Origin of the sequence: Actinokineospora inagensis DSM 44258 (assembly GCF_000482865.1) — a bacterium.
Taxonomy (GTDB): domain Bacteria; phylum Actinomycetota; class Actinomycetes; order Mycobacteriales; family Pseudonocardiaceae; genus Actinokineospora; species Actinokineospora inagensis.
The window spans coordinates 66,741-90,295 of the sequence record NZ_AXWW01000035.1; the positions used below are offsets into that span (position 1 = coordinate 66,741).

The window sequence follows — 23,555 nt, forward strand, 5'->3', positions numbered from 1 at the left end:
CGTCGGGTCCGGATGGATCACTGTAGTGAGGCCGGGCGGTCACCAGGGGTGCGTGCGACTGGCGGGAATCAGTCCATTGTGAACATCGACCCGGGGTTGAAGAGGTTGTCCGGGTCCAGGGCCGCCTTGATGGCGCGGTGCGCGCGCAGGCCGACCGGGCCGATCTCGCGGGCCAGCCAGTCGCGTTTGATCTTGCCGACGCCGTGTTCGCCGGTGATCGTGCCGCCCAGCGCGAGACCCAGTTCCAGGATGTCGTTGAAGGCGCGGGTGGCGCGGTCGAACTCGTCGGTGGAGGTGGGGTCGTACACGATCGTCGGGTGCATGTTGCCGTCGCCGGCGTGGCCGACCACGGCGACCCGCAGGCCGACCTCGTCGCTGATCCGGGCGCACCCGGCGATCAGCTCGGTGATCTTGGTGCGCGGCACGCAGACGTCGTCGGTCATCCAGGCGCCGTAGGTCTCCAGGGCGGTGAGCACCGCGCGCCGGGCGGTCAGCAGCATCGCGCCCTCGGCGGCGTCGAACGTGGTGTGCGCCAGGGTGGCGCCCGCGTCGGCGCAGATCCGCTCGATGGCGGCCAGTTCGCGGCGGGCCGCCTCGCCGCCGGAGTCGGACTGGCACAGCAGCAGGGCGGCGCTGCCCCGGCCCGCGCCGAGCTCGGTCTTCAGGTGCGCCTCGACCGCCTGGATCGAGGTGGCGTCCATGATCTCCATCAGTGACGGGACCAGCCCCTCGCGCACGACCCTGGCCACCGCGGCGCCCGCCGCCCCGGTCGAGCCGAAGGCGGCCACCAGGGTGCCCGGGGCCTGGGGTAACGGCCGCAGCGCCAGGGTCGCCCGGGTGATCACGCCGAGGGTGCCCTCGCTGCCGACGAACAGCTTGGTCAGGTCGTAGCCCGCGACACCCTTGACGGTGCGGCGGCCGGTGTCGAGGACCTCGCCGTCGGCCAGTACAACCCGCATGCCGAGCACGGAGTCGGTGGTGACCCCGTACTTCACGCAGCACAGGCCACCCGCGTTGGTGGAGAGGTTGCCGCCGATGGTGCACCAGTCGTAGCTGGACGGGTCCGGCGGGTAGAACAGGCCGTGCTTCTCGACGGCGTCGCGCAGGTCGAGGTTGACCACGCCGGGTTCGACGACGGCGAGCCGGTTGTCCGGGTCGACCTCGACGATGGCGTTCATCCGGGTGGTCACCAGGACCACGCAGCCGTCGACGGCGTTCGCGGCGCCGGACAGGCCGCTGCCCGCCCCGCGCGGCACGATCGGCACCCGGTGCCGGGCGCAGGCCCGCACGACCGCCTGGACCTGCTCGGTCGACCTGGGCAGGACCACCGCGAGCGGGGTGCCGTACGGGGCCAGCGGCATCATGTCCCGCTGGTAGCCGGGCAGCACGTCCGGATCGGTGATCACCCCGTCCTGGCCGAGCGCGGTCCGCAGGTGGTCGAGCAACTCCGCTGATGTCGCCGAGGTGTGCACGCATGTCACCGTAGGCGATCGCCCCACCACTGACCTACAGTTGATGTGGTGGGTGTCACTACGACACCCGGGTCGGGGGTGTCGCGTGCGGGGAACCGGTTGGGCGGGACCGCCCGGACCGAGTGTGCGGGCCAGGGCACTGGCCCGGTACCTGCGCGCCTGCGCCCGCCCGGTGGCCGACCGGCTGCGGTTCGGCGGTGCCCAGTTGCGGGTGGTGCGCGAGGCGTACGACACGGTCGGGTTCACCCCGCTGCCGCGCGGGACCAAGGTGCACGCGGTGTCCGAACAGCACGGTGACGGGCAGGTCACCGGCGTGTGGCTGACCGCGAGGGACGCCGACGAGAGCGCAGGCGTCGTGCTGTACCTGCACGGCGGCGGTTTCGTGCTCGGCTCGCCGCGCACGCACCGGCACCTGGCGGCGTTGCTGTCCCAGGCCAGTGGCATGCCGGTGTTGCTGTTGGACTACCGGCGCGCGCCAGAGCACCCGTACCCGGCGGCCGCCGACGACGCGCTGGCCGCGTACCAGTGGCTGCTCGACCAGGGCCACCCGGCCGACAAGGTGGTGCTGGCGAGCGACTCGGCGGGCGGTCACCTGGCGGCGTGGTTGCTGCGCGGGCTGGCCCGGCGGCGGGCCGCGATGCCGGGTGCGGCGGTGTTCTGGTCCCCGTTCCTGGATCTCACCTGCTCCGAGTTGGACGCGCGGGACGCCGAGTGTCGAGACCCGTACATCCCACCCGTGCGGGCGCGCGAGGTCGCCGCGCTGTACGCCGGGTCCTTCGGGGTCGACCACCCCGGACTGGACGTGTTCCGGGGTCCGAAGCGGCGGTGGCCGCCGACCCTGGTCCAGGTGGGTGGCACGGAGTGCCTCTTAGCCGACTCCCGGCGGTTGGCCGACGTGCTGGCCGCGGCGGGTGTGCACTGCGAACTGCAGGTGTGGCCGGGTCAGGTGCACGTGTTCCCGGCGTTCTACCCGATCGTCCCGGAAGGACGGCTCGCGATCGGACAGGCCGGTGTGTTCCTGCGCGAGGTGGTGGCGCGGCCGCTGGCGGCCTGAGTGATCGATCCCGGCTTGCGATCTTCCGCGCCCCGGAACATGCTTGGGCAACGCAACCAGTTGTCCCATGCAACCAAGGAGGCCGGATGCCGGAACCGCTGTCGGACCGCGCGCCGACCACCTTGCCGACCGACCTGTCGACTGACCTGTCGACTGACCTGTCGATCAACCTGGCGACCGCGGACGACCTCGGGCTGCAACTGGTCCGGCTGCTGCGGCTGGCCCACCACGCCAAACAGCACCTCGGCGGGCACGACGCGGTCGAGCGGTCCAGCTACGCGCTGCTCGCCGCCCTGGACCACCTCGGTCCACTCCGGGCCAACGCGCTCGCCGAGGCGGTGCACGCCGATCCGTCCACGGTGAGCAGGCAGATCAGCGCCCTGGTCGGGCACGGCTGGCTGGAGCGGCGGACCGACCCCGGCGACGGCCGCGCCTGCGTCATCGCCGCCACCGCCGCGGGGGAACGCGCCTTCGCCGCGAGCCGGGCGCACCGCAGCCGGGTGCTCGCCGAGTTGCTCGCGCACTGGCCAGAACCGGACCGCCACCGCCTGGTAGACCTGCTGACCAGGCTGAACACCGAACTCGAGGCGTACTCCGCGACCGGTCTCCCGCTCGGGCGGCCCGCCGAGGACCCGCGTCCGACCGCACATCGCACCGAACACCTGCAAGGGGAACCAGCATGACCGCCGACACCGCCGAGGAGCCCTCGGCGAAGCACGCCGCGCCGGAGTCGTCCGGCCTGACCCACCGGCAGATCATGGTGATCATGTCCGGGCTGATGCTCGGCATGTTCCTTGCCGCGCTCGACCAGACCATCGTCGGCACCTCGATCCGGACCATCGCCGACGACCTCAACGGGCTGAGCCTGCAGGCGTGGGCGACCACCGCCTACCTGATCACCTCGACCGTCTCCACCCCGCTCTACGGCAAGCTGTCCGACATCTACGGCCGCAAGCCGTTCTTCGTCACCGCCATCACGCTGTTCGTGATCGGGTCGCTGGCCTGCACGTTCTCCCAGTCGATGTACCAACTGGCCGCGTTCCGCGCGTTCCAGGGCCTTGGCGCGGGCGGCCTGATGTCGCTGGCGCTGACCATCATCGCCGATATCGTCTCGCCCAGGGAACGCGCCCGCTACCAGGGTTTCTTCCTCGCCGTGTTCGGCACGTCCAGTGTGCTCGGCCCGGTCATCGGCGGGTTCTTCGCCGGGCAGTCGGAGATCCTGGGCATCACCGGCTGGCGCTGGGTGTTCCTGGTGAACGTCCCGATCGGCATCATCGCGCTGATCGTGGTGGCCAGGGTGCTCAACGTCCCGCACGAACGGCACGATCACCGCATCGACTACTTCGGCGCGATATTCCTGTCGGTCACCGTGGTGCCGTTGCTGATCGTGGCCGAACAGGGCAGGGAATGGGGTTGGCACTCGCAACAGGCCCTGCTCTGCTACGGGATCGGGTTCGTCGGGCTGGTCGGCTTCCTGCTGGTGGAGAAGGTGATGAAGGACGAGGCGCTGATCCCGCTGCGGTTGTTCCGCACGTCCACCTTCGCCATGACGATCATCGCGGGCACCATCCTCGGTGTCGGCATGTTCGGCGGGATCACCATGGTGCCGCAGTACCTGCAGATCGTGCGCGGCTACAGCCCGACCGAGGCCGGGCTGATGATGGTGCCGCTGATGCTGGGCATCATGACCGCGTCGGTCGTGTCCGGGCAACTGACCTCGAAGACCGGGCGCTACAAGCTGTTCCCGATCATCGGCACGCTGCTGCTGATCGGTGGTCTGCTGCTGTTCCACACGGTCGAGGTGGACACGCCGATGTGGCAGCCGATCGTGTTCATGGTCCTGTTCGGACTGGGACTGGGCTTCTGCATGCAGACGCTGACCGTGGCGGCGCAGAACTCGGTGCCGGTGCGGGACATGGGCGTGGCCACGGCGGCGATCACCTTCTTCCGCCAGTTGGGTGGCACGCTCGGTGTGGCGGTGTTCCTGTCGCTGCTGTTCAGCACGGTCGCCGACAACATCGGCAGCGCTTTCCGCGCCGCGGTGGGCACCCCGCAGTTCCAGGCGGCGCTGTCGGACCCGGCGGTGCGGGCGAACCCGGTCAACGACCCGGTGTTCGCGGCGCTGCGCGGTGGCGGCGGTGGCGTGCTGCAGGACTCGTCGTTCCTGCAGCGCATCGACCCGCGGCTGGCCCGGCCGTTCCAGGAGGGTTTCGTCGAGTCGATCCAGTTGGTGTTCCTGGTCGGCGCGGGCGTGATGGTGCTGGCGTTCCTGGTCTCGCTGTTCATCAAGGAGATCCCGCTGCGCTCCGGCTCGTCGCCCGCGGTCGTCATGGAGGGCGGCGAGGCGCTGCTGCCGGACGAGGCCAAGGAGAGCATGGACGGGCAGGAGCACCCGGAGGCGGCGGAGACCGAGCCCACCGGGGAGGCCGACGCGCCCGCCGAGCCGGAATCCAACGGCCACAACGGTTTCCACCCGATCGAGTCGCTGCGCGGCGAGCTGACCGGCCTGCGCGGTCAGGTCCGCCGTCCGGACGGGACGATCGTGCCCGGTGCGGCGCTGACCCTGCTGGACGCGGGCGGCCGCCAGGTCAGCCGGGTCGGTTCGGACGGGGCGGGCGAGTACCTGCTGGACGCGCCCACCCCCGGTTCGTACGTGCTGCTGGCCTCGGCGCCGGAGCACCAGCCGAGGGCGACCCAGGTGAAGGTCCGCCCTGGGCAGTCCACTGTGGACGTCATCTTGCCGGGGGCGACCGTGCTGCACGGGTTCGTGATGACCGCGGACGGGCACAGCGCGGTCGGCCTCGCCCAGGTGACGCTGACCGACGCGCTCGGCGAGGTGGTGGAGAACCAGACCACCGCCTCCGACGGCAGCTACCGGTTCGTCGGCGTGCGCGGCGGCGAGCTGACCCTGGTGGTGGCCGCCGACGAGTTCCAGCCCGCGGCGGTCACGCTGACCGTCCCGGACTCCGGGCCGATGCGCCAGGACGTGGAACTGGTCGGCGCGGCGACACTGTCCGGCACGGCGCACACCGGGGCGGGGGTGATCGTGCCGGACGCGCGGATCACCGTGCTCGACTCGGCGGGTGAGGTGGTCGCGGTGACCACGTCCGACGACAACGGCCGCTACGCCCTCGACGGGCTCGCCGAGGGGGACTACACGATCATCGCCAGCGGCTACTCGCCCTCGGCGCACCAGGTGTCGCTGCGCCGCGGCGAGTCCGGTGTCCGGGACGTGGTCCTCGGCTACGACGAGTGGAAGTAGCTCAGGCCGCCAGGCCGAGCACGACTGTTCCGAGGACCAGCAGGTCTGGTCCTCGGAACAGTTGGCCGAGCAGCCCGACCGGGGTGTACACGCCGCCCGCGTCCACCGAGGCGCCGCCGCCCCCGTAGTCGAGGTTGGGGCGGGTGACGGTGCGCACGGCAGCCGCCGCGGCCAGTGGGACGGCATAGGGGGCGACCGGCAGACCGAGCAACCAGGTCACGGTCACCCACACCGCCGCCGCGGCGGTCAGCACGGCGAACATCGCGTACTTCAGCGCCTTGGCGTCGGTGTGCACCCAGCGGCGCAGGCCGTCGACCCTGGTCATGTCGGAGAGGCCACCGGCGAACGGCATGACCGCGAGGTACGCGCCCGGCGCGGTCCACCAAGTGGAGCCCACCAGCGGGAAGACGTGGTGCAGCACCGGTACCGCCAACGCCAGCAGGACGGCGAACGGCAACGCGGTGCGCCGACCGAGGAAGCTCGCCAGGGCGATCCGCGGCGGGTCGATCAACCGCATCCGCACCGGGTGCGCGCGCGGCAACAACATCAGCACGTCACCGAAGGCGGCGGACACCGAGCGCACGACCCGCGCGTTCCACCCCGCCACCAGCTCATCACGCCGGGCGGGCAACGCACGCTTGAGCGGGACAAGAGCCACCACGGTCAACACGCCCACCGCGCACCACAGCACGACCGGTGCGGCGAACAGCACGCCCGCGGCGGCCAAACCCAACGGCGCGACGAGTTCCACCCACGTGCGGGGTCGGTTGGCCCAGCGGAAGGCGAACAACGCGGACGAGGCCGCCAAAGCAGCGGTGAGCGGGAGATCGGGCCAGCCCAACAGCACGCCGCCCGCCGCGAACAGGTATCCGACCACGGCATACCGCAGCAGCAGGGCCACCGTGAGCCGCGTCCGCAGCGGCCGGTCCCGGTCGGGGCGGTCTCGCCAGGTGAGCTCGGCCGGGTTGGCCCACACGTGGTCGCGACGCAGCAGCGAGAACACCGCGATGGCCAATGCCAGCAGTACCAAGGCGAGCGTGGCCCCCGCCGTGGCCGGGTGGGTGCCCAGGAACCGGCCGCGCACCTGCGCGGTCTGGTAGAACGGCAGCCCGAGCAGGCCGCCCCCGACGAAGATCGGCAGGGCCGCGTCGCCCAGCCAGGTCAGCGCCCGCCTCGTTCGTCGGGTCATTCGCCGGGTCATTCGTCGTCGAGGTCGAGCACCAGGTCGGCCACGGCGGTCACCAGCGGCGGGAAGTGGCTGGCGATGACCACCGCGGACCCGTTCGCCTTCGCCCCCGACACCAACCGCGCCAGCCACGCCCGACCCGCCGCGTCCACCGCCCGCTCCGGCTCGTCGAGCAGCAGCAACCGGTGCGGGCGGGCCACCGCGCCGAGCAGCAGCAACCGCCTGCGCTGCCCCGCCGAAAGCTGCCGGGCCGGGACCTGCGGCAGGTCGTGCTCCGGCGCCGCGACGCCGAGCAGGTCGAAGTGCTGGGCCGGGGTGTACTCCTCGAACAGCGCCGAGTCGTCGAGCAGCACCGACACGAGCGCCCGGAAGTCGGCGTCCCGCTCGTCCGGCTTCTGCCCGCTGACCAGCACCTTCCCCTCCGTCGGCTCCTGCAGCCCGTACAGGCAGCGCAGCAGCGTCGACTTGCCCGACCCGTTCTCCCCGGTCAACGCCAGGCACTGGCCCCGGTGGAGATCGAGGTCGAGGTCGTGGAACAGCCAGCGCTCGCCGCCGACGAGCACCCCAAGTCCACTGGCGTGGACGATCCGGTCCGACACGGACAGCCAACGACCGGAGCACCGCCCCGGTTCCACTCGAACGAGCGAAACCGGCGGCCGGTCGCAACGGCGTTTCCGATCAGCCAAACGTCGGTGAACAGGCCGTGGTTCGTCTGCGCCCGCCCGGTTACGCCACGTACCCTACGGCCGTGACCTACGCCCTTGGCCTGTCCGAAACCGCTGGTCCGCTGGTGGTGTGGGCGATCGTGCTCGGGTTCGTGTTCCTCGAGTGCGCCTTCATCATCGGCCTGTTCCTGCCGGGCGACGGGCTGTTGTTCGCGGCCGGGGTGGTGTTGGCCCAGCAGGGCCACGAGCACCAGGCGTGGTGGCTCTCCGTGGTCGCCACCGTGGTCGCGGTCGCGGGCAACCAGCTGGGCTACTACATCGGCTCGAAGACCGGGCACGCCATCGTCACCAGGGTCGGCGGCAAGGTGCTCAACCAGCGCAACCTCGACCGGGCCCGCGACTTCCTGGACCGCAAGGGTTTCTTCGCCATCGTGGTGGCCCGCTGGATCCCGTGGATCCGCACCCTGGCCCCCCTCGTCGCGGGCGCCGCCAAGATGGACGCCCGCCGCTTCCTGCTGGCCACCACCGTCGGCGGCGTCGCCTGGGTCCCCACCCTGGTCCTGATCGGCTACTACGCGGCAGGCCTGCTCGACGAACTCCCCTGGCTGAAGACGGTCGCGGTCGTCGCCAGCATCGCGTTCTTCGTCTTCGGCACCATCTGGGGCTTCTGGCGCTACCGCCAGGAAATGCGCAAGCCGGTGGACACGGTGTCGGTCACGGACTAGCGGCGCAGTGCCTCCGCCGGTTCGATGCGGGTGGCCCGCCAAGCCGGGCACAGGCCCGCCAGCAGACCGGTGACCATGCCCAACACCGGCGCCGGGTAGACCACCTGCGGTTCCAGGATCGGGGTCAGGCCCCGCACGATCGACACGACCAGCACGGTCACCACCCCGATCGCGGTGCCGACCAGACCGCCGAGCAGCCCCAGGGTGGCGCTCTCCACCAGGAACTGGCCCGCGATGTGCCTGCGCCGGGCACCCAGCGCGCGGCGCAGCCCGATCTCCGGGACCCGCTCCAGCACGGCGACCAGACTGGTGTTGGCGATGCCGACCCCACCGACCACCAGCGACACCCCGGCCAAGCCGAGGAACAGACCGTTGAGGTCGGTGGACACCGCGTCACGCAGGGTGCGCGGGTCGGGCGGCACGACGGCCTTGGTCCGCTCCGGGCTGTCCGGCCGGGCCGCGACCTTGGCCTGCCTGCCGACCTGCTGCGCGGCGCCGACGGCCGTGTCGACCAGCATGCTGGTGACCGAGCCGGACGCGGGCGACGGCCCCCAGTGCCTGGCCGCGGTCGCCGCCGGGACGAGCACGTCGAGCAGGGTCTCCGGTCTGCGGTCCACCGAGTCGACCACGCCGATCACGGTCAGCGCCCGACCCTGGACGAAGATCGCGGGCTGGGCGTCCAACCTGGTCAGCCCCAACCGGGCGGCCGCCGCGCGACCGACCACCGCGACGTCCTCGGCGCGGCCGTCGTGGAACGCGTCGAACGCGACGCCCTGCGCCATCCTGGCGTGCACGGCGGCGAAGTACCCGGGGGTCGCCGCGAGCACGGGCAGCGTCTCGCCGGTGCGGTCCGCGTCCTCCGGCCGCACCCCGACCTTCGCGTTGCCCAGGGGTACCGGCCACGACACGCCGACCGCCTTCACCCCGGGTAGCGCGGCCACCCGCTCCTGGGCGTCCGCCGGGAAGGCGGCGGGTTCGGCCGGGTCGGTGGCGGTGCGCTCCAGCGACACCTCGGTCGCGCTCAGCTCGGAGAACCGGGCGCTGACCTGCCCCTGGGTGGTCGCGGTCAACCCGAGCACGGCGACGAACGCGGCCAACGCCAACGCCGTCCCCAACGCGGTGAGCACCGACCGCCCCGCCCGCTGTGTGACACCACTGATCACCTCGTCGGCGAGGTCCGCCGGTCGCAGGCTCACCGGACCGCCAACCGGCCGTCGTGGATCGTGACCTGCCGCCGCGCCCGCGCCGCCACCGACGGGTCGTGCGTGACCACGACAACCGTCTGACCGCTGCGGTGGACCTCCTCGATCAGGTCCAGCACGCGGGCAGCCGACGCGCTGTCCAAGTTGCCGGTCGGCTCGTCGCACAGCAGCAGACTCGGGTCCGCCACCAGGGCGCGGGCGATCGCGACCCGCTGCCGCTCCCCACCGGACAACTCCCCGGCGAGCGCGCCCGCCCGGGGCGCCAACCCGACCCGCTCCAACACGGCCGCCGCCGCGCGCTGCCGGTCGGCCCGCCGCCTGCCCAGGTACAGCGACCCCAACATCACGTTCTCCACGGCCGTGCGGTGCGGCAGCAGGTGGAACGACTGGAACACGAACCCGATCCGCTCCGCCCGCATGCTCATGCGCACCCGCTCCGGCAACGACCCCACGTCGACCCCGTCGATCAGGTACTGCCCCTCGGTGGGCGTGTCCAGCAGACCGACCAGGTTCAACCAGGTCGACTTGCCCGAACCCGACGGCCCGGTGACCGCGACGTAGTCGGACCGGTCGATCACCAGGTCCGACGGGCGCAACGCCACCACCGGCGGCGGACCCGGGTAGGTCTTCCCGGCGCCGCGCAACTCGACGACCGGGACGCTCACCGCCCCACCACCACCCGGTCACCCACGCGCAGCTCGCCGCGAACCTCGACGTAGCCGCCGCCGGAAACCCCTGCGGTGACTGGGATTCGTTCCTCACCGGACGCCGAGGTCCGCACCACCTGCGACTGCCCGTCGGCCCGCGCCGACACCGCGGCCAGCGGGACGACCAGGACCTCCCCCCTGGGTGCTGGCGGATTCCACCGTGAGCCGGACGTCCTGCCCGTCGAACTTGGGGTCCAGCGGGCTGTCGGGGATGACCAACACCGACATCTGCCCCGGCGGCGCGGTGTTCTGGTCGTTGCCTGCCTGGCCACCGCCGGACTGGTCGCTGGTGGACTGATCGCTGTTGGCTGCCTGCGGGGTGTCGATCCGCTCCACCCGCCCGGACACGGTGGCCCCCAACACCTCGGACGCGATGTCCACGTGCTGACCGGGCCGCACCAGGGCAGCGTCCGTGCGGTTGAGTCCACCGTGGACGATCAGGTCACCACTGGACACGATCACCAGGGCGGATGTCGCGTTGTCACCGACCACAGCGCCGACCTTCGTCACCCGCGCGGGCAACGCGTCGATGAAGGCGACCTCCCCGATCGGCACGATCGCGCCGGTGCTGTCCCGCAACGCCGCCAAGTCCTCCTCGGCGTCCCGCACCGCCCGCTTCGCGTCATCGGCCGCGTCCGGCGCCGCCTTCCCCAGCACGATCTTCGCGTCGCGAACCCGCCGTTCCGCCACCCGCAAACCGGCAGCTTCATCGGGATTCGCCGTCGCCACTTGGTAACCGGCCTTGGCGTACAGGGCGGCGACCGCCTTCTTGGTGCCCGCGCCGTAAACACCGGCGGCATCGGGCTTGGTCGAGTACCCCAACCCGGACAGGGCCGTCTGAAGCTGCCGGACGTCGTCGCCGTAGGCGTCCGGGGCCAGGTCGCGGTACGCGGGCGAAGCCCCTTGCAGCACCAGAACGGGCCTGCCGGACACCTCCGCCACCACCGACCCGGACCGCACCTCGTCGCCCGCCCTGAGCGGAAGCCTTGTCACCACCGGCTTCCCACCCGTACCCGCCCCCGGATAGGTGATCTTCGTCGACCGAGCGGGTGCGACGTCCCCACGCACCGTCACCGTGCTGCGCAACACCCGCCGCTCAACCGCGACCGTCACCGGCCCCGAAGCAGGCGGCTCCGCCTCCGCCGCCACCAGCGCGGGCGACTTCACGAACCTCGCCACCACCAACGCCCCACCGCCGAACACCAGCGTCACCGCCACCACCAGCCACAACGCCCGCCTGCGGCCGCGCACCCTGGCCCCACCGGGAGTCGCCTTGTCCTGTTCGACCACCAGTGCCCCCAGCGCATTCGTTGGGCCGATTGGATAATTGCCGGCAAAACCAGACCAAACGGTACCGTAGCCGCACTGCGGAATAGTTCTGAGGTCAAGTCACCACCAAAGATGGCTTTGGCCTTCACCATTGTTTGCAGAATGGGGAGTCGAAACACATGGGATTGCGCGCCGTAACGGCGGTCGCCGTGGTTGTTGTCGCGTTCACGGCCGGGTGTTCGTCATCGGAGCCGCCCAAGGCGGCGGATCCGGCGCACGAGCCGCCGCTCGGGGAGGTGGCGACCGTACGGGAGACCTACGACCTCGTCCTCCCGCTGGACAGCTACCGCGCGACCGCGGAGCAGTTGGCGACCATCGGCACCGCCAACGACATGCTGGTCCAGCAGTGCATGCGGCGCTTCGGGTTCGACACGCCGGTGGTCTCGCACGAGAACCCGCGCCAGCCGAACCGCCGGTACGGGATCAGCGCCTCGGACGACTACGCCAACTGGGGTTACCACCCGTCTCCGGACCAGTTCCCCCAGCGCAAGGCCAACGACCCGAACCAACAGAAGCACTCCGACGCGGAATGGCAGGTCTTCACCGGGCGAGACGGTTCCACCGTTGTCAACGGCGAGAAGGTGCCCGACGGTGGGTGTCGGGTTGAGGCGGGCAAAACCCTGAACTTCTACGCGAACAACGACACCAGCCACGAAACCGCCGACGACCTCGTGCAGAACCTGTCCAACGAGTCGAACGCGTCGGCCCGGGGTGATTCCCGGCTGATCGCCGCGTGGGCGAATTGGAGCAAGTGCATGGACGAGGCCGGGTACGACTACGCCACCCCCTGGGACGCCAACGACGACGGGGCGTGGTGGAAGGACCAGAACCCCAGCGACAAGGAGATCGCCACGGCGAAGGCGGATGTGGGGTGCAAGGAGAAGACGAACGTCATCGGGGTCAACCTGGCTGTGGAGACGGCCTACCAGAGCCGGTTGATCGAGAAGAACGCGGAGGCGTTGAAGGACTACCGGGTCCTGCTGGACAACCGGATCAAGGAGGCGACCGCGGTGGTCTCGCGGAAGTGAGCCCGGCGGGCGGTCAACCCGCCAGCACCAGCGGGATGCCGTCGGGGTCGCGCAGGGCCACGCCGTCGGGGGTGGTGCTGAACGGGACGCCGCAGTCGGTGAGGCGGCGGGGCCACGTGTCGACGTCGGGGACGGAGAAGGTGAGGTGGTCCAGGCCGGGTCTGCCCTCGTCGAACGGGGCGTGGCAGCCCCGCGGGTGCTGCACCAGGGTCAGCGCGACCCCCAGGCCGCGCAGCCGCACCCGGCGCGGGCCCTCTGCCGGCTCCTCGCGGCTCTGCGTGGCGAACCCGAGCACGCGCTCGTACCAGGGGACACTGCGGTCGACGTCGGTCACGGTGAGGGCGACGTGGTGGACGCCGGTCAGCGCAGGCATCGGGGTCAGTCCTTCCTTGGCCCGTTCGGGGGCGAGCCGTACGCCATAGTGCCCCAGGCGGGCTACGACGCGGCGGGCGGCGGGTCAACGGCGTGGATCACCAGGTCGGCGGCCGGGGCGGTGGCGGCGACCAACCGGGCGTTGCGCTCGTCGGACCCGTCGGCACGCTCGCGGGCCTGCTCCGGGGTGCGGCCGTAGCGGATATGGCGTGCCACCAGCCGATCCCGCCGGAGGTCCTGGCCGGGGTCGAGGAACCACGCCTCGGCCAACAGCGGCCGGACGGCGGGCCACAGCAGCAGGTAGTTGCCCTCGGTGATCACGAGGGGAACGTCACACCCGATCGGGACGGCGCCCGCGACCGGCTCCTCGATCTCCCGGCGGAACTCCGGGGCGTACACGACCGGGTCGGTGTTGGCGGCCAGGCGGCGCAGCAGGTGGACGTAGCCGTCGGCGTCGAAGGTGTCCGGGGCGCCCTTGCGGTCGGCGGCGCCGAGCCGGTCGAGTTCGGCCTGGGCCAGGTGGAATCCGTCCATACCGACCAACGCGGCCCGGTCGCCGAGCGCGTCGACCACGGCGCGCGCCAGCGTCGACTTCCCGGCCCCCGGCGCACCCGCGATGCCGAGGATCCGCCGCTCACCCGGTATGGCCAACGCCGCGGCGCGATCGATCAGTGCCGCCCAGTGCACGCGCGTTACCTCCCGGTATGTATGGTTCCCGCAAGCGTTTGCTCAGACGAGGTGGAGCGAGATCCGCAGTGGCCACTATGGAGGACGTCGCCAAGCTGGCGGGAGTCTCGATCAGCACGGTCTCACACGTGGTCAACGAGACCAGACCCGTCGCGGCGACCACCAGGGACCGGGTGCTGGCCGCCATCGAGACCACCGGCTACACCGGCAACGCGATCGCCCGCTCCCTGGTCACCGGCGGCACCAAGTCCATCGGCGTGGCGATGTCGCTGCTGGCCAACCCGCACCTGCCGCAGCTCCTGCACGCCATCGAGGCCGAGGCCACCGCGGCCGGCTACACCGTGCTGCTCGGTGACACCCTCGACACCGAGGACGGCGAACGCGCCGCGGTGCGCAAGCTGCAGGCCCGCCGGGTGGACGGCATGCTGCTCACCCCGGCACCCGGCGACACGTCCACTTTGGAGCAACTGGCCCGCACCGGGGTGCCTGCCGTACTGGTCGACCGGGTCTCGCACAAGATCAAGTTGGACCAGGTCGGCCCGGAGAACATCCAGTCGACCTCCACCCTGGTGCAGCACCTCGCCGCCGCGGGCCACCGCCGCATCGCCTTCATCTCCGGCGTCGAGTGGATGAGCGCCAGCGAGGAACGCACCCTCGGCTACCGCCTCGGCCTCGGCCGCGCCGGGCTCCGCTGGGACTCCAACCTCGTCGCGGGCGGCGGCGCCACCCACGAGGACGGCGTGCTGGCCATGCGCCGCCTGCTGACCGTCCCCGAGCGCCCCACCGCCGTCATCTCCGGCAACGGCGCCATGACCGCGGGCGCCTACCGGGAAGCCCGCGCCCACGGCCTCGACATCGGCCGCGACATGGCCATCGTCGGCCACGACGACGTCGACTGGGCTGAACTCGTCACCCCCGCCATCACCACCATGACCCACCCCGTCGACGAGATCGGCCGCACCGCCGTCCGCCTGCTCCTCGCCCGCCTCGACGACCCCGAGCGCCCACCGGAAACCACGCTCCTGCACCCCACCCTCATCCACCGCGGCTCCTGCGGCTGCGCGTGAGCCCCCGGGGATGACCCCCGGGGGCTCAGTCGCGTGTGGTCAGTGGTGCTGACCGGGCGCGTCGACCTGCCCGCGCCACGCCCCCGTCTCGCCACCACGCTGCTCGATGAAGTCCTTGAACCGCTTCATGTCGTCCTTGACCCGCCGGTCGATCACCCCGAGCTTGTCCGCCACGTTCTCCGCGAACCCCTCGGGGTCAATCTCCATCTGCGCCGTCACCCGCGTCTCCCGGTCGTTCAACCGGTGGAACGTGATCACCCCCGCGTGGTCCGGCCCCGCGTCCGACTTCCACGCCACCCGCTCATCCGGCACCTGCTCGGTGATCGTCGCGTCGAACTCCCGGGTCACCCCGCCGACCTTCGTCACCCAGTGCGTGTGCCGCGCGTCGACCTGCCGGATCTCCTCAACCCCCGCCATGAAGTGCGGGAAGGACTCGAACTGCGTCCACTGGTTGTACGCCGTCGACACGGGGACGGCGACATCCACGGTCTCAATGATCGTGCTCACGTATTTCAGCCTCCTCGTGACTGTGGTCCACCCCAGGCCTACCCGCCACACCCACCCCTACACATCCCAGCACCCCCCTCTCACGATTCCCTTTGCCCACAACGGTTCTCACAGCCTTCAAGACACTTCGACCCACCCTGGCCGGTCCGCCCCCGATCCGTCCACAATGCTCAGAGTTGTCCACAGGCCCCGCACTCCCACCCCACTTTCCCCCAGGCACCGGTAGACTGGACCAGGGACGCCCCCCGGGACGGGTGGGGGCCGGGCTTTGCCCGGCGTGCGCGCGTAAGAGGCTGTGGCGTGCGGGGAGTGGCGCGTTGGCGAGGTGAAGATTTCGGGGACGCGCGACGCCTGATCAGACGGTAAACCGCAAGGGCAACCGCGCGGTGAGGGCTGCCGAGGGGAGTCAGGCGGCGCGGTGTTCGTTGTGGGTCAGGCCGGATTCGGGGGTGAGGCCGAGCATGTCGAGGAGGAGGGCGCAGTCGGCGGCGTCGGTGGCGGTGGCGGCGACGACGCGGGTGGCGCGGTGGCGGTGGTCGGTGGGGATGGTCGTGTCGAGGTCGCCGGTGTAGCCGAGGTCGTCGGACATGGGTGGGGCTCCGTTCGGGCGAGGGCGGGTCGTGTGCGGCCGAGGTACCCCGTGCGGCGTGGTGTCACACTCGTGGGTGATCAGGTCCGCCTGAGTGGGCGAGTCGGGCGGCGGCTTCCAGGGTCATCCAGGCCGACAGTTGGACCGACAGGTCTCGTCCGGGGTTGCCGGGGTGTCGCCAGTCGACGCCGAAGCGGGGGCCGTCGAGGGTGGTGACGCGGTTGCGCCACAACGCTTTGGCCGAGGTGAGCACCAGGGAGCGGGCCAGGTCGGCCTCGGCGGCGGGGAGGCGGAGGGCGGAGTCGGCGAGGTAGCGGGCGAGGATGCCCGCGAACAGGCCGCCGTCGCCCTCGCCTTGGCCGGGGAGGACGTGGTCGGGGGCGAGGTGGTCGGCGACGGCGCGGATGGTGCGGGCGGCTTGGTCCACCAGGGACAGTTCGACGCAGGCGCCGAGGAACACGCCTTGGCAGTATGTGTAGGTGGTTCGGACCGTCTCGCCGGGGCGGATGCCGTCCCAGACGAGGCCGGTGGCCGGGTCGACCAGGGTGCGGTCCAGCCAGTCGACGGTGGCGCGGGCCCAGGCGTGGTCGCCGCGGCGGGCGAGGTAGATGGCGGCGGGGCCGTTGGCGGGGGCGTTCTTGAAGTCGTCCCTTCGGCGCCACCAGATCCCGCCGCCGAAATCGTCCGTCCATCCGGAACGCAGGCGGGACTCGATGGCGGTAAGAGCCCGTTCGGGGCCGCCCGCGCGTTGGAGGGCTAAACCGAGCCAGGCTATGTCGTCGTAATAAGAGTTGGTCCAGGCGCCGAGGTTGCGGAGGCGGATACCGCGTACGAGTGCCGTGATCGCCCGGTCTTCGGACGGATCACGCAAGTGGGCGTCAACCAGACAGTCGAGCAGATGCGCCTGCCACCAGTAGTTCCACGACAGGTGCAACCGGCGACCGGGCCGCGGTAACCCCAGCCGCGTTCCGGGCATTCCGAGCATCGGACGCAGAAACCGGTCACGCACCGACCGCTCCGCGATTCCCGCGCGTGCCGCCCAGCCGATCGCCATACTCCATGGTGCGTTGCCGAGGCGTCCCGCGCCAAGGGCGGGCTACCAGGCTTGGTCGAGATCGGCGTGCGCGCGGATCCAGGCGTGCATGACGATCCCGGCGGCCACCCCCGCGTTGATCGAGCGGGTTGACCCGAACTGGGCGATGGACACCAGCAGGTCCGCGTGCGCCCGAGCCCCCTCGGTGAGCCCCGGCCCCTCTTGCCCGAACAGCAGCACGCAGTCGCGCGGCAGGTCGACCGTCTCAACCGGAACGGACCCGGGTGTGTTGTCCACCCCCACGACCACCAACCCCGCGGCGCGCGCGTAGTCCACAAGCGACTCGACGGTCGGGTGGTGGTCGACGTGCTGGTAGCGGTCGGTGACCATGGCGCCCCGGCGGTTCCAGCGCTTGCGGCCGACGATGTGCACGGCGCGGGCGGCGAACGCGTTGGCGGTGCGAACCACGGTCCCGATGTTGTGGTCGTGCTGGAAGTTCTCGATGGCGACGTGGAAGCCGTGCCTGCGCCGGTCGAGGTCGGCGACCACCGCGTCCCGCCGCCAGTACCGGTAGGCGTCGACGACGTTGCGCCGGTCGCCGCCCGCGAGCAGCTCCGGGTCGTAGTGGTCGCCGACCGGCCGGTCACCCGGCCACGGGCCGACACCGACCGGTTCGCCGAAGACCCACTCGGTGGGTCCTACTTCACCGGCACCATCAGGCTTTTCCGATTCCGCCACAGCGTGTACGCACCCACATAAGAGACGACCAGGACGACGACCGCGACCGTCGCGACCAGCCCGGCGTACGCGTCGGGGATGATCGGACCGAAGATGTAGTAGTCGTTGAAACCGCCGGGTAGCGGACCGCGGCCCTCCCGCGCGCGGAAGAAGTTCTCCAGCGCGGTCAGCGGGCACGGCACCGGCGTCACGTTGACCACCACGCCCCAGATCGCGAAGAACACGTGCAGGACGATCGACCTGGGCCACTTCCACGCCAGGAAGCCCCCCAGGCCGATGTACAGCAACGCCACGACATGCACGACCACTGTCGCGGCGGCGAGCAGACCGAACATCGGACCACCTCCCCAACCACCGAGGACACGGCGAGCGAGCACCTTCCACGGTACCCGCAGTTGGGGGATGATCACCTTTGTCGGGGCTGGTCAGTCACCCACTGGCAGACCGAGATCACCCAGTCCCAGCAGCGAGCGGTACGGCAGGCCGCGCGCCTCGATGGCCTCGCGGGCGCCGGTGTCCCGGTCGACCACTGTGGCCACCCCGATCACCACGGCCCCCGCCTCGTTGAGCGCGTCGACGGCGGTGAGCACGCTGCCGCCCGTCGTCGAGGTGTCCTCGACCGCGAGCACCCGCTGGCCGGTGACCTCGATGCCCTCGATGCGGCGCTGCATGCCGTGCGCCTTGGTGTCCTTGCGCACCACGAACGCGTCGAGCACCTCCCCGGCCGCCGACGCGGCGTGCATCATCGCCAGCGCGACCGGGTCGGCGCCGAGGGTGAGGCCCCCGGCGGCCACGTAGTCCCAGTCGGCGGTGAGCCTGCGCAGCAACCTGCCGATCAGCGGGGCGGCGGCGTGGTGCAGGGTCGCCCGGCGGAGGTCGACGTAGTAGTCGGCCTCCTTACCGGACGCGAGCGTGACCTTGCCGTGCACCACGGCGAGTTCGGTCACCAGGCGGGCCAGTTCACCCTTGGCGGAGGGGTCGACAGTCGGAGCGGTTCGCACGGGACGCAAGCCTCTCATGCCGCACCGACAGCGGGTCGCGCCGACACCCGCCGCGCCGCGCCGGTCAGTTCCAGCCCCGGTTGTCCTGCTTGAGCGCGGTGTCGACGGTCAACGCGGACGCCACGACCATGCTCAGCAGCGGGTCCGGTAGCTGCCGGTGGATCTGCAGCACGTAGTTGTCGGCCGTGGTGAACAGCGTCTTGGCGATGCCCTCGAAGGTCTTGGTGATCCGCGCGACCTCGGCCCCGGTGTGGTCGACGACGGCGAAGTTCCACGCCCGCCAGTTCTCCGCCTGGATGCCGCCGATGTCCTGGCCGCCGACCACGAAGCTGAACCGGATCTTGCCGAACACGTTCTGCTGCACGATCTCACCGAGCTGCGCCCCGTCGCCGCGCTCGACGATCATCCGGGACTTCACCAGCTTGGCCGGGCGGGTCAGCCGCAGCACGGTCTGGTGGTTGACGTCGCGCACCTCCAGCCGGTGCGTCATGAACTGGTCGTAGCTGCTGAGGAACCGGACGGCCTTCTTCAGCGCGCTCTGGCCGACCTCGGCGACCGAGCCGATCTGGCGGCCGTGCTGGTCGAACACCGAGTACTCGTTGGCCATCTCGATGAGCTTGACCTTCTGGTTGACCACCAGCACCGGTTCGCTGAACAGCGTGCCGCCGCCCTGGCCGACCTGCCCGACCCCGGCCCGGCGCTGCTGGTCGCGGATCTTGTCCGGGTTGGGTTGGCCGCCGCCGAGCGGGATCTCCCAGCCGCTGGCGTCGCTGCTCGGCTGCTGCTGGGCGGCCTGGGTGTGGTTCGTCCACTGGGTACCGTCCCACCAGCGCAGAGTGGTGGAACCGGGGCTTTCCGGGTACCACCCCGGCTGCGGATTCGTCATGGCCGGGAGCCTAACCCCGGTCGCGGCCCGCCGACGCCCGCTTCCCGAGGAATCGCAGCAGCGCCCTGGGCAGGAGTTTCGTCACACCGAGCAGGGCCTTGTACTGGATGCCCGGCACCGAGCGGTCGTTGTTGCGCCGCAGGTCCGCCAACGCGTCCGCGACGACCCGGTCGGCGTCGAGCCAGAGGAACTCGGGCAACTCCATGTCGTCACCTGCGCGGGCGTGGAACTCGGTGCGGGTGAACCCCGGGCACAGCGCCACAACGCGCACACCGGTACCCGTGAGGTTCGCCGCAAGACCCTCGGACAGCGCGGTCACGTACGCCTTGGTGGCCGAGTAAGAGGGACCGGTTACCGGGAAGAACCCGGCCACGCTCGACACGTTGATCACCCCGCCGTGCCCGCGGGCCAGCATCCCCGGTAAGACCGCCCTGGTCAGCCGCATGACCGTGGTGACGTTGACGTCGAGTTGGTTCTGCAGCCAGTCCGGGTCGGCGTCCGCGAACGCGCCCCGGGTGCCGAACCCGGCGTTGTTGACCAGCAGGTCCACCGGCCGCTCCGGGTCGGCCAACCGCGCCTCCACCCGCTTGCGCGCCCGGGTGGTGGACAGGTCCGCGGTGAGGGTCTGCACGGCGACCCCGAACGACGAGGTCAACTCCCCGGCGGTCTGCTTGAGGCGTTCGGTCGTCCTGGCCACCAGCACCAGGTCGTACCCGTCGGCGGCCAGCCTGCGGGCGAAAGCGGCCCCGATCCCAGCGGTGGCCCCGGTGATGAGCGCGGTCGGCATGCCGCCAACCTACTAAGAGGTAACCGCGGCCGGAACCACTACCGGTCGGTCTGCTCCACGTCCGCCGCCCGCACGGCGGCCTCTTCCTTGTCGAACGGGTCCACCACGTCCGCGATCTCGCCGATCCCGCGCAGCAACCGCTCCAACCTGGACGGACTCGACCCCGGCGCCGCCGCGGCCAACACCCAGCCGCCCTCGATCCAGGCCACCGCCACGTCCTGCCCGATGTCCTCGGTCGCGTCCACCAGGTCCGGCGTGATCAACGCCCGCGCCGCCGCGATGTCCGACACGAACGCGTACCGCTGCCCGACCGGACCCAGGAGCTCCGGCATGTGCTCCCGCTGGAACGGCGTGCTCGGCACCCACAACTCCAGGACGACCGAGTGCACCCGCTTGCACTGGACAGCCGTGACCACCACGTTGACCCGGCCACCGGCCTCCAGGTCGAACACGTAGACCTTGCGCCGCCCGTCCGCGGTGAACGTGGTCCCGGCGACGACGTCCCTGGCCACCCCGTCGCCGTAGTACGCGATGGCCCCACTGGACCACTGCTTCGGCAACGCCGGATCATCCTCGGCGAACTGCCACCCCCGCAACGCCGCCCACCGCCGCCGCTCCCGGTTCCGGGACGTCAACAGCGCACGATCACGCAGCAGGAACAGGCCGCCCGCGACACCCGCGACGACCGCGACCAGGAACCACACCCACGCGGGAACACCCACACCGGGCAGCGTAGTCGTCACCGGCCCGTCATCAAGATCACGGCCCAACTTCGCCCACTGTGTCGCGCGGCCACGGCAGACCGACCCGACGCGAGCCGACCAGCAGTTGCGGGAACAACTGCTCCTCGGCGACCACCCGGTGCCCGTAGGCCACCGCCGCGGGGACGGCCGCGGGCCGCGGGCGGTTCGGCTGGACGTCCGGGTCCACGGTCGGCCAGCGGTGGGCGACCGGCGCGGGCTCGACCGGCTCGCGGGGCCGCGCCACCTTCGGCGGGGGCACGCCGACGCGGTCGAGCTCGGCGGCCTGCTTCCGGATCTCGGCGGCCACGTCCTCGGCGGCCCCGCGCCACAACCCCACGAGCCGCTGCCGCTCGCCCGCGTCGGCATCCGGCCACAGGTGCGGCAACTGGTGCACGAAGGTGCTGTGCCCGTCGACCCGGTCGCGAACCGCCGCGTGGATGTCCGCCATCTGCCGGGCACCCGCCGCCGTACCCGCCGTGAACTCGCCGAACGCGGTCGCCGCCGGACCGGACCAGCCGTCGGCGCTGACCACGGCCAGCAGCTCGGCGGCCTCGGTCAGCGGCACCCCCTGCGCCCGCAGGGTCTCCGCCAGGTTGCGCACCCAGGCCTGGTTGCCGGGCGGCCGGATCCCGTCAGCCATCGCCGAGCCCCTCCCGCCACCCCGCGTCATCCACGTCCCGGTAGGCCGCCGCGGTGTTGGTCAGGTCGGTGGCGGTATCGGCCAGCCTGCGGCACAGCCGGTCCCGCGCCTCGGCCAGGCTGCGCAGGTACACCACGACGGCCGCGCCGATCGGGTCGTCCGCGGGCCACTTCTCCGCGTCCACCCCGTACCGCCACGCCACGTCGCCGCGCACCTCGTCGCCGAGCCCACCCAACCGCCGCGCCAGCCGGTCCAGCTCGTCCAGGTCGACCTCGAACCCGTCAGTCACCGCACACCTCGGTTTTCAACTGGGCCAACTCGGCCGCGATCCAGGTACGCAGCTCGCCCGTCCGCGTCCCGTCGGCGGGCGGGTTGAGCACCAGCCCGATCCCGCCCCGCTCCGCCAGCGCCGCGACCAGCTCACGTCCCGGAACGGGAAGTTCCCGGCTGCCAACCGGGGAACGGGCGGCGACCCGGTGGGCGCGCAGCAGCGCCACCTCGGTGAAGGCGCACAGGTACTCACCGTCGCCCGCCCGGGTGGTGACCAGGCCCTCGCCCGGAACGGCCTCGACGTGCAGGACGCCGTCGAGCGCCAACCTCGCCAAGCCACGACCGTCTTCGCCGGTCAGCGCGCGGGTCACTGCGCGGGTCAACGACTCCGCCGCGACCGCCAGGCGCGGTTCGGTGTCCTCCCCGGTGGGCTCCCGCCGCGCGTACTCGGCCTCGGCGGCGGCTTCGCGGTCGATCTCCCGCAGATCCGGCACCGGGAACGGCGCGTCGAACGCCGGGCACGTGCGCTTGGTGAGCTCGGACATCAGGCTGTTGAGTCTGCTGACCGACAGGCCCATGCGACCGCTGAGGACGACGACGCGGTCTTTGAGCAACAAAGAGGTGAGGTCCGGGTCTCTGCGCAGGTTGTACGCGCCGGTGAGCAGAACCCGGTCCCGCGGCTGCCGGAAGGTCCGGGCGATCAACCCGGCCACCTGCCAGGCGACCGTGGCCAGCACCACCTCGGCGGCGGCGGTGAGGTCGACGTGCATCCGCCGGGCGAGTTCGGTGGGCAGGCGTTCGGCCAGATCGTCCCGACGCACGCCGCGGCCGGTGCGCAAGGCGGACTCGACGGCGGGCGCGACCATCGTTCCCCTTTCGGACAGGGCCTGTGCGAACAGCACGAAAGCGCCCCCCGACCGGGCGCGGAACTGCGCGATTTACCGCAGCGAGCAGCGACTGTATCCGATCCGCGGAAGCCGCGCGATATGACGTACGCCGGGCTGGCGGACTTGCCGTCGACTTGCCACGTGAATTGGCCGACGACCCAACTTGCCACGAACTTGCCGGGTGCCACGGCAGCGGGAACGGACTTGCCACGAAGTTGCCACCGGAAAGAACGTGGACAGTCTCCGCACTTCAGGCTCGACTTCCCGGCATGTCAACGGCAACCGGGCGGCAAGTCGCAAAGTTGCCACCAACTTGTCGGTGGCATGCCGGAAAGGTGGGCACAGCAGTCTTGATCAATCGCCGCGCACAGGCTTGCATTGAGCCTGGCAATCTTGTCGATGAAGGCGGTTGGAATGGCATTTCTGTTTCTCATCAGCTATTTGTTCGCGGGCCTGGTCACCTATCGGTTGGTGAGCGTCGTAGTGCGGTCGACCAGGGCCGATCACCGACGGGACGCCATTCGGTTGATCGGGGTCATCTGGAGCGGCAGCTCGCTCGGGCCGGGCGTGATCGCGGCCGTGCACCGGGCGCACGAACTGGCGTCGTTGTTCTGAGGCGACAGAAAAAGCCGCCCCGGTGTGGACCGGGGCGGCTTTGTCGACGGCCGGGTCAGGCCCGGTCGACCGCCAGGCCGGAGTTGTCGTCGTTGACGTCGAC

The 23,555-nt window shown here is 71.2% G+C and carries 28 protein-coding genes; 7 read left to right on the forward strand and 21 right to left on the reverse strand.

Translation table 11 applies throughout. From position 1 onward, the window contains the following. Positions 1 to 68 precede the first annotated feature (68 nt). Positions 69 to 1,472, reverse strand: coding sequence for an FAD-binding oxidoreductase (locus H504_RS0115265; protein ID WP_026423467.1), 1,404 nt, complete (start codon positions 1,470 to 1,472; stop codon positions 69 to 71). Positions 1,473 to 1,557: 85 nt separating this feature from the next. Here H504_RS0115265 and H504_RS35310 point away from each other — a divergent pair, with 85 nt between their 5' ends. From H504_RS35310 to H504_RS0115280, 3 genes are all read left to right on the forward strand, one after another. Beyond that, positions 1,558 to 2,526, forward strand: a complete 969-nt coding sequence (locus H504_RS35310) for an alpha/beta hydrolase (RefSeq protein ID WP_169735397.1) — start codon at positions 1,558 to 1,560, stop codon at positions 2,524 to 2,526. An 86-nt stretch (positions 2,527 to 2,612) separates the two neighbouring features. Next, positions 2,613 to 3,209: a MarR family winged helix-turn-helix transcriptional regulator gene (locus H504_RS35315; RefSeq protein ID WP_157440431.1), complete on the forward strand. Its 597-nt coding sequence runs from the start codon at positions 2,613 to 2,615 to the stop codon at positions 3,207 to 3,209. Continuing rightward, on the forward strand, positions 3,206 to 5,788 hold the full coding sequence (locus H504_RS0115280) for an MFS transporter (protein WP_026423468.1): 2,583 nt from the start codon (positions 3,206 to 3,208) through the stop codon (positions 5,786 to 5,788). The genes H504_RS35315 and H504_RS0115280 overlap by 4 nt, the downstream gene beginning before the upstream one ends. Position 5,789: 1 nt before the next feature. Here the strand turns inward: H504_RS0115280 and H504_RS0115285 are convergent, their stop codons facing one another. Then, positions 5,790 to 6,977, reverse strand: a complete 1,188-nt coding sequence (locus H504_RS0115285; RefSeq protein ID WP_026423469.1) for a hypothetical protein — start codon at positions 6,975 to 6,977, stop codon at positions 5,790 to 5,792. An 8-nt stretch (positions 6,978 to 6,985) separates the two neighbouring features. Further along, complete coding sequence (locus H504_RS0115290) at positions 6,986 to 7,609, reverse strand: ABC transporter ATP-binding protein (RefSeq protein ID WP_245614263.1); 624 nt, start codon at positions 7,607 to 7,609, stop codon at positions 6,986 to 6,988. Positions 7,610 to 7,722: 113 nt separating this feature from the next. Between H504_RS0115290 and H504_RS0115295 the strand changes: the two genes are divergently transcribed. Then, on the forward strand, positions 7,723 to 8,364 hold the full coding sequence (locus tag H504_RS0115295) for a DedA family protein (RefSeq protein WP_026423471.1): 642 nt from the start codon (positions 7,723 to 7,725) through the stop codon (positions 8,362 to 8,364). On the opposite strand, the gene H504_RS0115300 is transcribed toward H504_RS0115295, so the two are convergent. The 4 genes from H504_RS0115300 to H504_RS0115315 are packed head-to-tail and all read right to left on the reverse strand — an operon-like array spanning position 8,361 to position 11,563. Further along, positions 8,361 to 9,560: an ABC transporter permease gene (locus tag H504_RS0115300; RefSeq protein WP_026423472.1), complete on the reverse strand. Its 1,200-nt coding sequence runs from the start codon at positions 9,558 to 9,560 to the stop codon at positions 8,361 to 8,363. The genes H504_RS0115295 and H504_RS0115300 overlap by 4 nt on opposite strands. Next, positions 9,557 to 10,231 (reverse strand): ABC transporter ATP-binding protein, encoded by a 675-nt coding sequence (locus tag H504_RS0115305; protein WP_026423473.1) that lies wholly within the window; start codon positions 10,229 to 10,231, stop codon positions 9,557 to 9,559. Before H504_RS0115305 ends, H504_RS0115300 begins: the two co-directional genes overlap by 4 nt. Then, positions 10,228 to 10,380, reverse strand: a complete 153-nt coding sequence (locus tag H504_RS44170) for a hypothetical protein (protein WP_483756967.1) — start codon at positions 10,378 to 10,380, stop codon at positions 10,228 to 10,230. The genes H504_RS0115305 and H504_RS44170 overlap by 4 nt, the downstream gene beginning before the upstream one ends. Further along, positions 10,325 to 11,563 (reverse strand): peptidoglycan-binding domain-containing protein, encoded by a 1,239-nt coding sequence (locus H504_RS0115315; RefSeq protein WP_169735398.1) that lies wholly within the window; start codon positions 11,561 to 11,563, stop codon positions 10,325 to 10,327. Before H504_RS0115315 ends, H504_RS44170 begins: the two co-directional genes overlap by 56 nt. A 158-nt stretch (positions 11,564 to 11,721) precedes the next feature. Between H504_RS0115315 and H504_RS0115320 the strand changes: the two genes are divergently transcribed. After that, the gene (locus H504_RS0115320; RefSeq protein ID WP_026423475.1) at positions 11,722 to 12,630 is read left to right on the forward strand and encodes a hypothetical protein; all 909 of its coding nucleotides are present in this window, start codon (positions 11,722 to 11,724) and stop codon (positions 12,628 to 12,630) included. Positions 12,631 to 12,643: 13 nt separating this feature from the next. Here H504_RS0115320 and H504_RS0115325 read toward each other — a convergent pair whose 3' ends face one another. Together H504_RS0115325 and H504_RS0115330 are read right to left on the reverse strand one after the other, a co-directional pair. Continuing rightward, a complete protein-coding gene (locus tag H504_RS0115325) occupies positions 12,644 to 13,003 on the reverse strand; it encodes a VOC family protein (RefSeq protein WP_026423476.1) in 360 nt (119 codons plus the stop codon). A gap of 62 nt (positions 13,004 to 13,065) precedes the next feature. Next, a complete protein-coding gene (locus tag H504_RS0115330) occupies positions 13,066 to 13,689 on the reverse strand; it encodes a nucleoside/nucleotide kinase family protein (RefSeq protein WP_026423477.1) in 624 nt (207 codons plus the stop codon). A gap of 77 nt (positions 13,690 to 13,766) precedes the next feature. On the opposite strand from H504_RS0115330, the gene H504_RS0115335 reads away from it, so the two are divergent. Next, complete coding sequence (locus tag H504_RS0115335; RefSeq protein ID WP_026423478.1) at positions 13,767 to 14,756, forward strand: LacI family DNA-binding transcriptional regulator; 990 nt, start codon at positions 13,767 to 13,769, stop codon at positions 14,754 to 14,756. A gap of 39 nt (positions 14,757 to 14,795) precedes the next feature. On the opposite strand, the gene H504_RS0115340 is transcribed toward H504_RS0115335, so the two are convergent. The 12 genes from H504_RS0115340 to H504_RS0115395 all read right to left on the reverse strand — a co-directional run bounded on the left by H504_RS0115340 (position 14,796) and on the right by H504_RS0115395 (position 22,852). Further along, complete coding sequence (locus H504_RS0115340; protein ID WP_026423479.1) at positions 14,796 to 15,263, reverse strand: SRPBCC family protein; 468 nt, start codon at positions 15,261 to 15,263, stop codon at positions 14,796 to 14,798. Positions 15,264 to 15,669: 406 nt separating this feature from the next. Further along, entirely contained in the window at positions 15,670 to 15,852 is a 183-nt protein-coding gene (locus tag H504_RS35320) for a hypothetical protein (RefSeq protein WP_035304452.1), read from the reverse strand. A gap of 64 nt (positions 15,853 to 15,916) precedes the next feature. Then, positions 15,917 to 16,906 (reverse strand): glycoside hydrolase family 76 protein, encoded by a 990-nt coding sequence (locus H504_RS0115350; RefSeq protein ID WP_026423480.1) that lies wholly within the window; start codon positions 16,904 to 16,906, stop codon positions 15,917 to 15,919. Between the two features lie 42 nt (positions 16,907 to 16,948). Further along, entirely contained in the window at positions 16,949 to 17,623 is a 675-nt protein-coding gene (locus H504_RS0115355; protein WP_026423481.1) for a TrmH family RNA methyltransferase, read from the reverse strand. Next, positions 17,584 to 17,958, reverse strand: a complete 375-nt coding sequence (locus H504_RS0115360; protein WP_026423482.1) for a DUF2784 domain-containing protein — start codon at positions 17,956 to 17,958, stop codon at positions 17,584 to 17,586. The genes H504_RS0115355 and H504_RS0115360 overlap by 40 nt, the downstream gene beginning before the upstream one ends. 90 nt (positions 17,959 to 18,048) lie before the next feature. Continuing rightward, a complete protein-coding gene (gene pyrE, locus H504_RS0115365; RefSeq protein WP_026423483.1) occupies positions 18,049 to 18,624 on the reverse strand; it encodes an orotate phosphoribosyltransferase in 576 nt (191 codons plus the stop codon). 64 nt (positions 18,625 to 18,688) lie between these two features. Continuing rightward, entirely contained in the window at positions 18,689 to 19,510 is an 822-nt protein-coding gene (locus H504_RS0115370) for an LURP-one-related family protein (protein ID WP_026423484.1), read from the reverse strand. A gap of 10 nt (positions 19,511 to 19,520) precedes the next feature. Continuing rightward, on the reverse strand, positions 19,521 to 20,297 hold the full coding sequence (locus tag H504_RS0115375) for an SDR family NAD(P)-dependent oxidoreductase (protein ID WP_026423485.1): 777 nt from the start codon (positions 20,295 to 20,297) through the stop codon (positions 19,521 to 19,523). 38 nt (positions 20,298 to 20,335) lie between these two features. Then, a complete protein-coding gene (locus H504_RS0115380) occupies positions 20,336 to 21,019 on the reverse strand; it encodes a type III secretion system chaperone family protein (protein WP_026423486.1) in 684 nt (227 codons plus the stop codon). A gap of 37 nt (positions 21,020 to 21,056) precedes the next feature. After that, positions 21,057 to 21,680, reverse strand: a complete 624-nt coding sequence (locus tag H504_RS0115385) for a hypothetical protein (protein WP_026423487.1) — start codon at positions 21,678 to 21,680, stop codon at positions 21,057 to 21,059. Beyond that, complete coding sequence (locus tag H504_RS0115390) at positions 21,673 to 21,969, reverse strand: type VII secretion target (protein WP_026423488.1); 297 nt, start codon at positions 21,967 to 21,969, stop codon at positions 21,673 to 21,675. Before H504_RS0115390 ends, H504_RS0115385 begins: the two co-directional genes overlap by 8 nt. Continuing rightward, positions 21,962 to 22,852 carry a hypothetical protein gene (locus H504_RS0115395; RefSeq protein ID WP_026423489.1) on the reverse strand — a complete coding sequence of 297 codons (891 nt, stop codon included), beginning with the start codon at positions 22,850 to 22,852 and terminating at the stop codon, positions 21,962 to 21,964. Before H504_RS0115395 ends, H504_RS0115390 begins: the two co-directional genes overlap by 8 nt. A 399-nt stretch (positions 22,853 to 23,251) precedes the next feature. On the opposite strand from H504_RS0115395, the gene H504_RS0115400 reads away from it, so the two are divergent. Continuing rightward, complete coding sequence (locus tag H504_RS0115400; RefSeq protein ID WP_026423490.1) at positions 23,252 to 23,452, forward strand: hypothetical protein; 201 nt, start codon at positions 23,252 to 23,254, stop codon at positions 23,450 to 23,452. Positions 23,453 to 23,555: the final 103 nt, after the last annotated feature.

Excerpts from the sequence above, each read along its gene's own strand:
- H504_RS35315 (WP_157440431.1), top strand. The coding sequence starts at position 2,613 with ATGCCGGAACCGCTGTCGGACCGCGCGCCGACCACCTTGCCGACCGAC.
- H504_RS0115280 (WP_026423468.1), top strand. The coding sequence starts at position 3,206 with ATGACCGCCGACACCGCCGAGGAGCCCTCGGCGAAGCACGCCGCGCCG.
- H504_RS0115285 (WP_026423469.1), bottom strand. The coding sequence starts at position 6,977 with ATGACCCGACGAACGAGGCGGGCGCTGACCTGGCTGGGCGACGCGGCC.
- H504_RS0115320 (WP_026423475.1), top strand. The coding sequence starts at position 11,722 with ATGGGATTGCGCGCCGTAACGGCGGTCGCCGTGGTTGTTGTCGCGTTC.
- H504_RS0115325 (WP_026423476.1), bottom strand. The coding sequence starts at position 13,003 with ATGCCTGCGCTGACCGGCGTCCACCACGTCGCCCTCACCGTGACCGAC.
- H504_RS0115335 (WP_026423478.1), top strand. The coding sequence starts at position 13,767 with ATGGAGGACGTCGCCAAGCTGGCGGGAGTCTCGATCAGCACGGTCTCA.
- H504_RS35320 (WP_035304452.1), bottom strand. The coding sequence starts at position 15,852 with ATGTCCGACGACCTCGGCTACACCGGCGACCTCGACACGACCATCCCC.
- H504_RS0115350 (WP_026423480.1), bottom strand. The coding sequence starts at position 16,906 with ATGGCGATCGGCTGGGCGGCACGCGCGGGAATCGCGGAGCGGTCGGTG.
- H504_RS0115360 (WP_026423482.1), bottom strand. The coding sequence starts at position 17,958 with ATGTTCGGTCTGCTCGCCGCCGCGACAGTGGTCGTGCATGTCGTGGCG.
- H504_RS0115370 (WP_026423484.1), bottom strand. The coding sequence starts at position 19,510 with ATGACGAATCCGCAGCCGGGGTGGTACCCGGAAAGCCCCGGTTCCACC.
- H504_RS0115375 (WP_026423485.1), bottom strand. The coding sequence starts at position 20,297 with ATGCCGACCGCGCTCATCACCGGGGCCACCGCTGGGATCGGGGCCGCT.
- H504_RS0115385 (WP_026423487.1), bottom strand. The coding sequence starts at position 21,680 with ATGGCTGACGGGATCCGGCCGCCCGGCAACCAGGCCTGGGTGCGCAAC.
- H504_RS0115400 (WP_026423490.1), top strand. The coding sequence starts at position 23,252 with ATGGCATTTCTGTTTCTCATCAGCTATTTGTTCGCGGGCCTGGTCACC.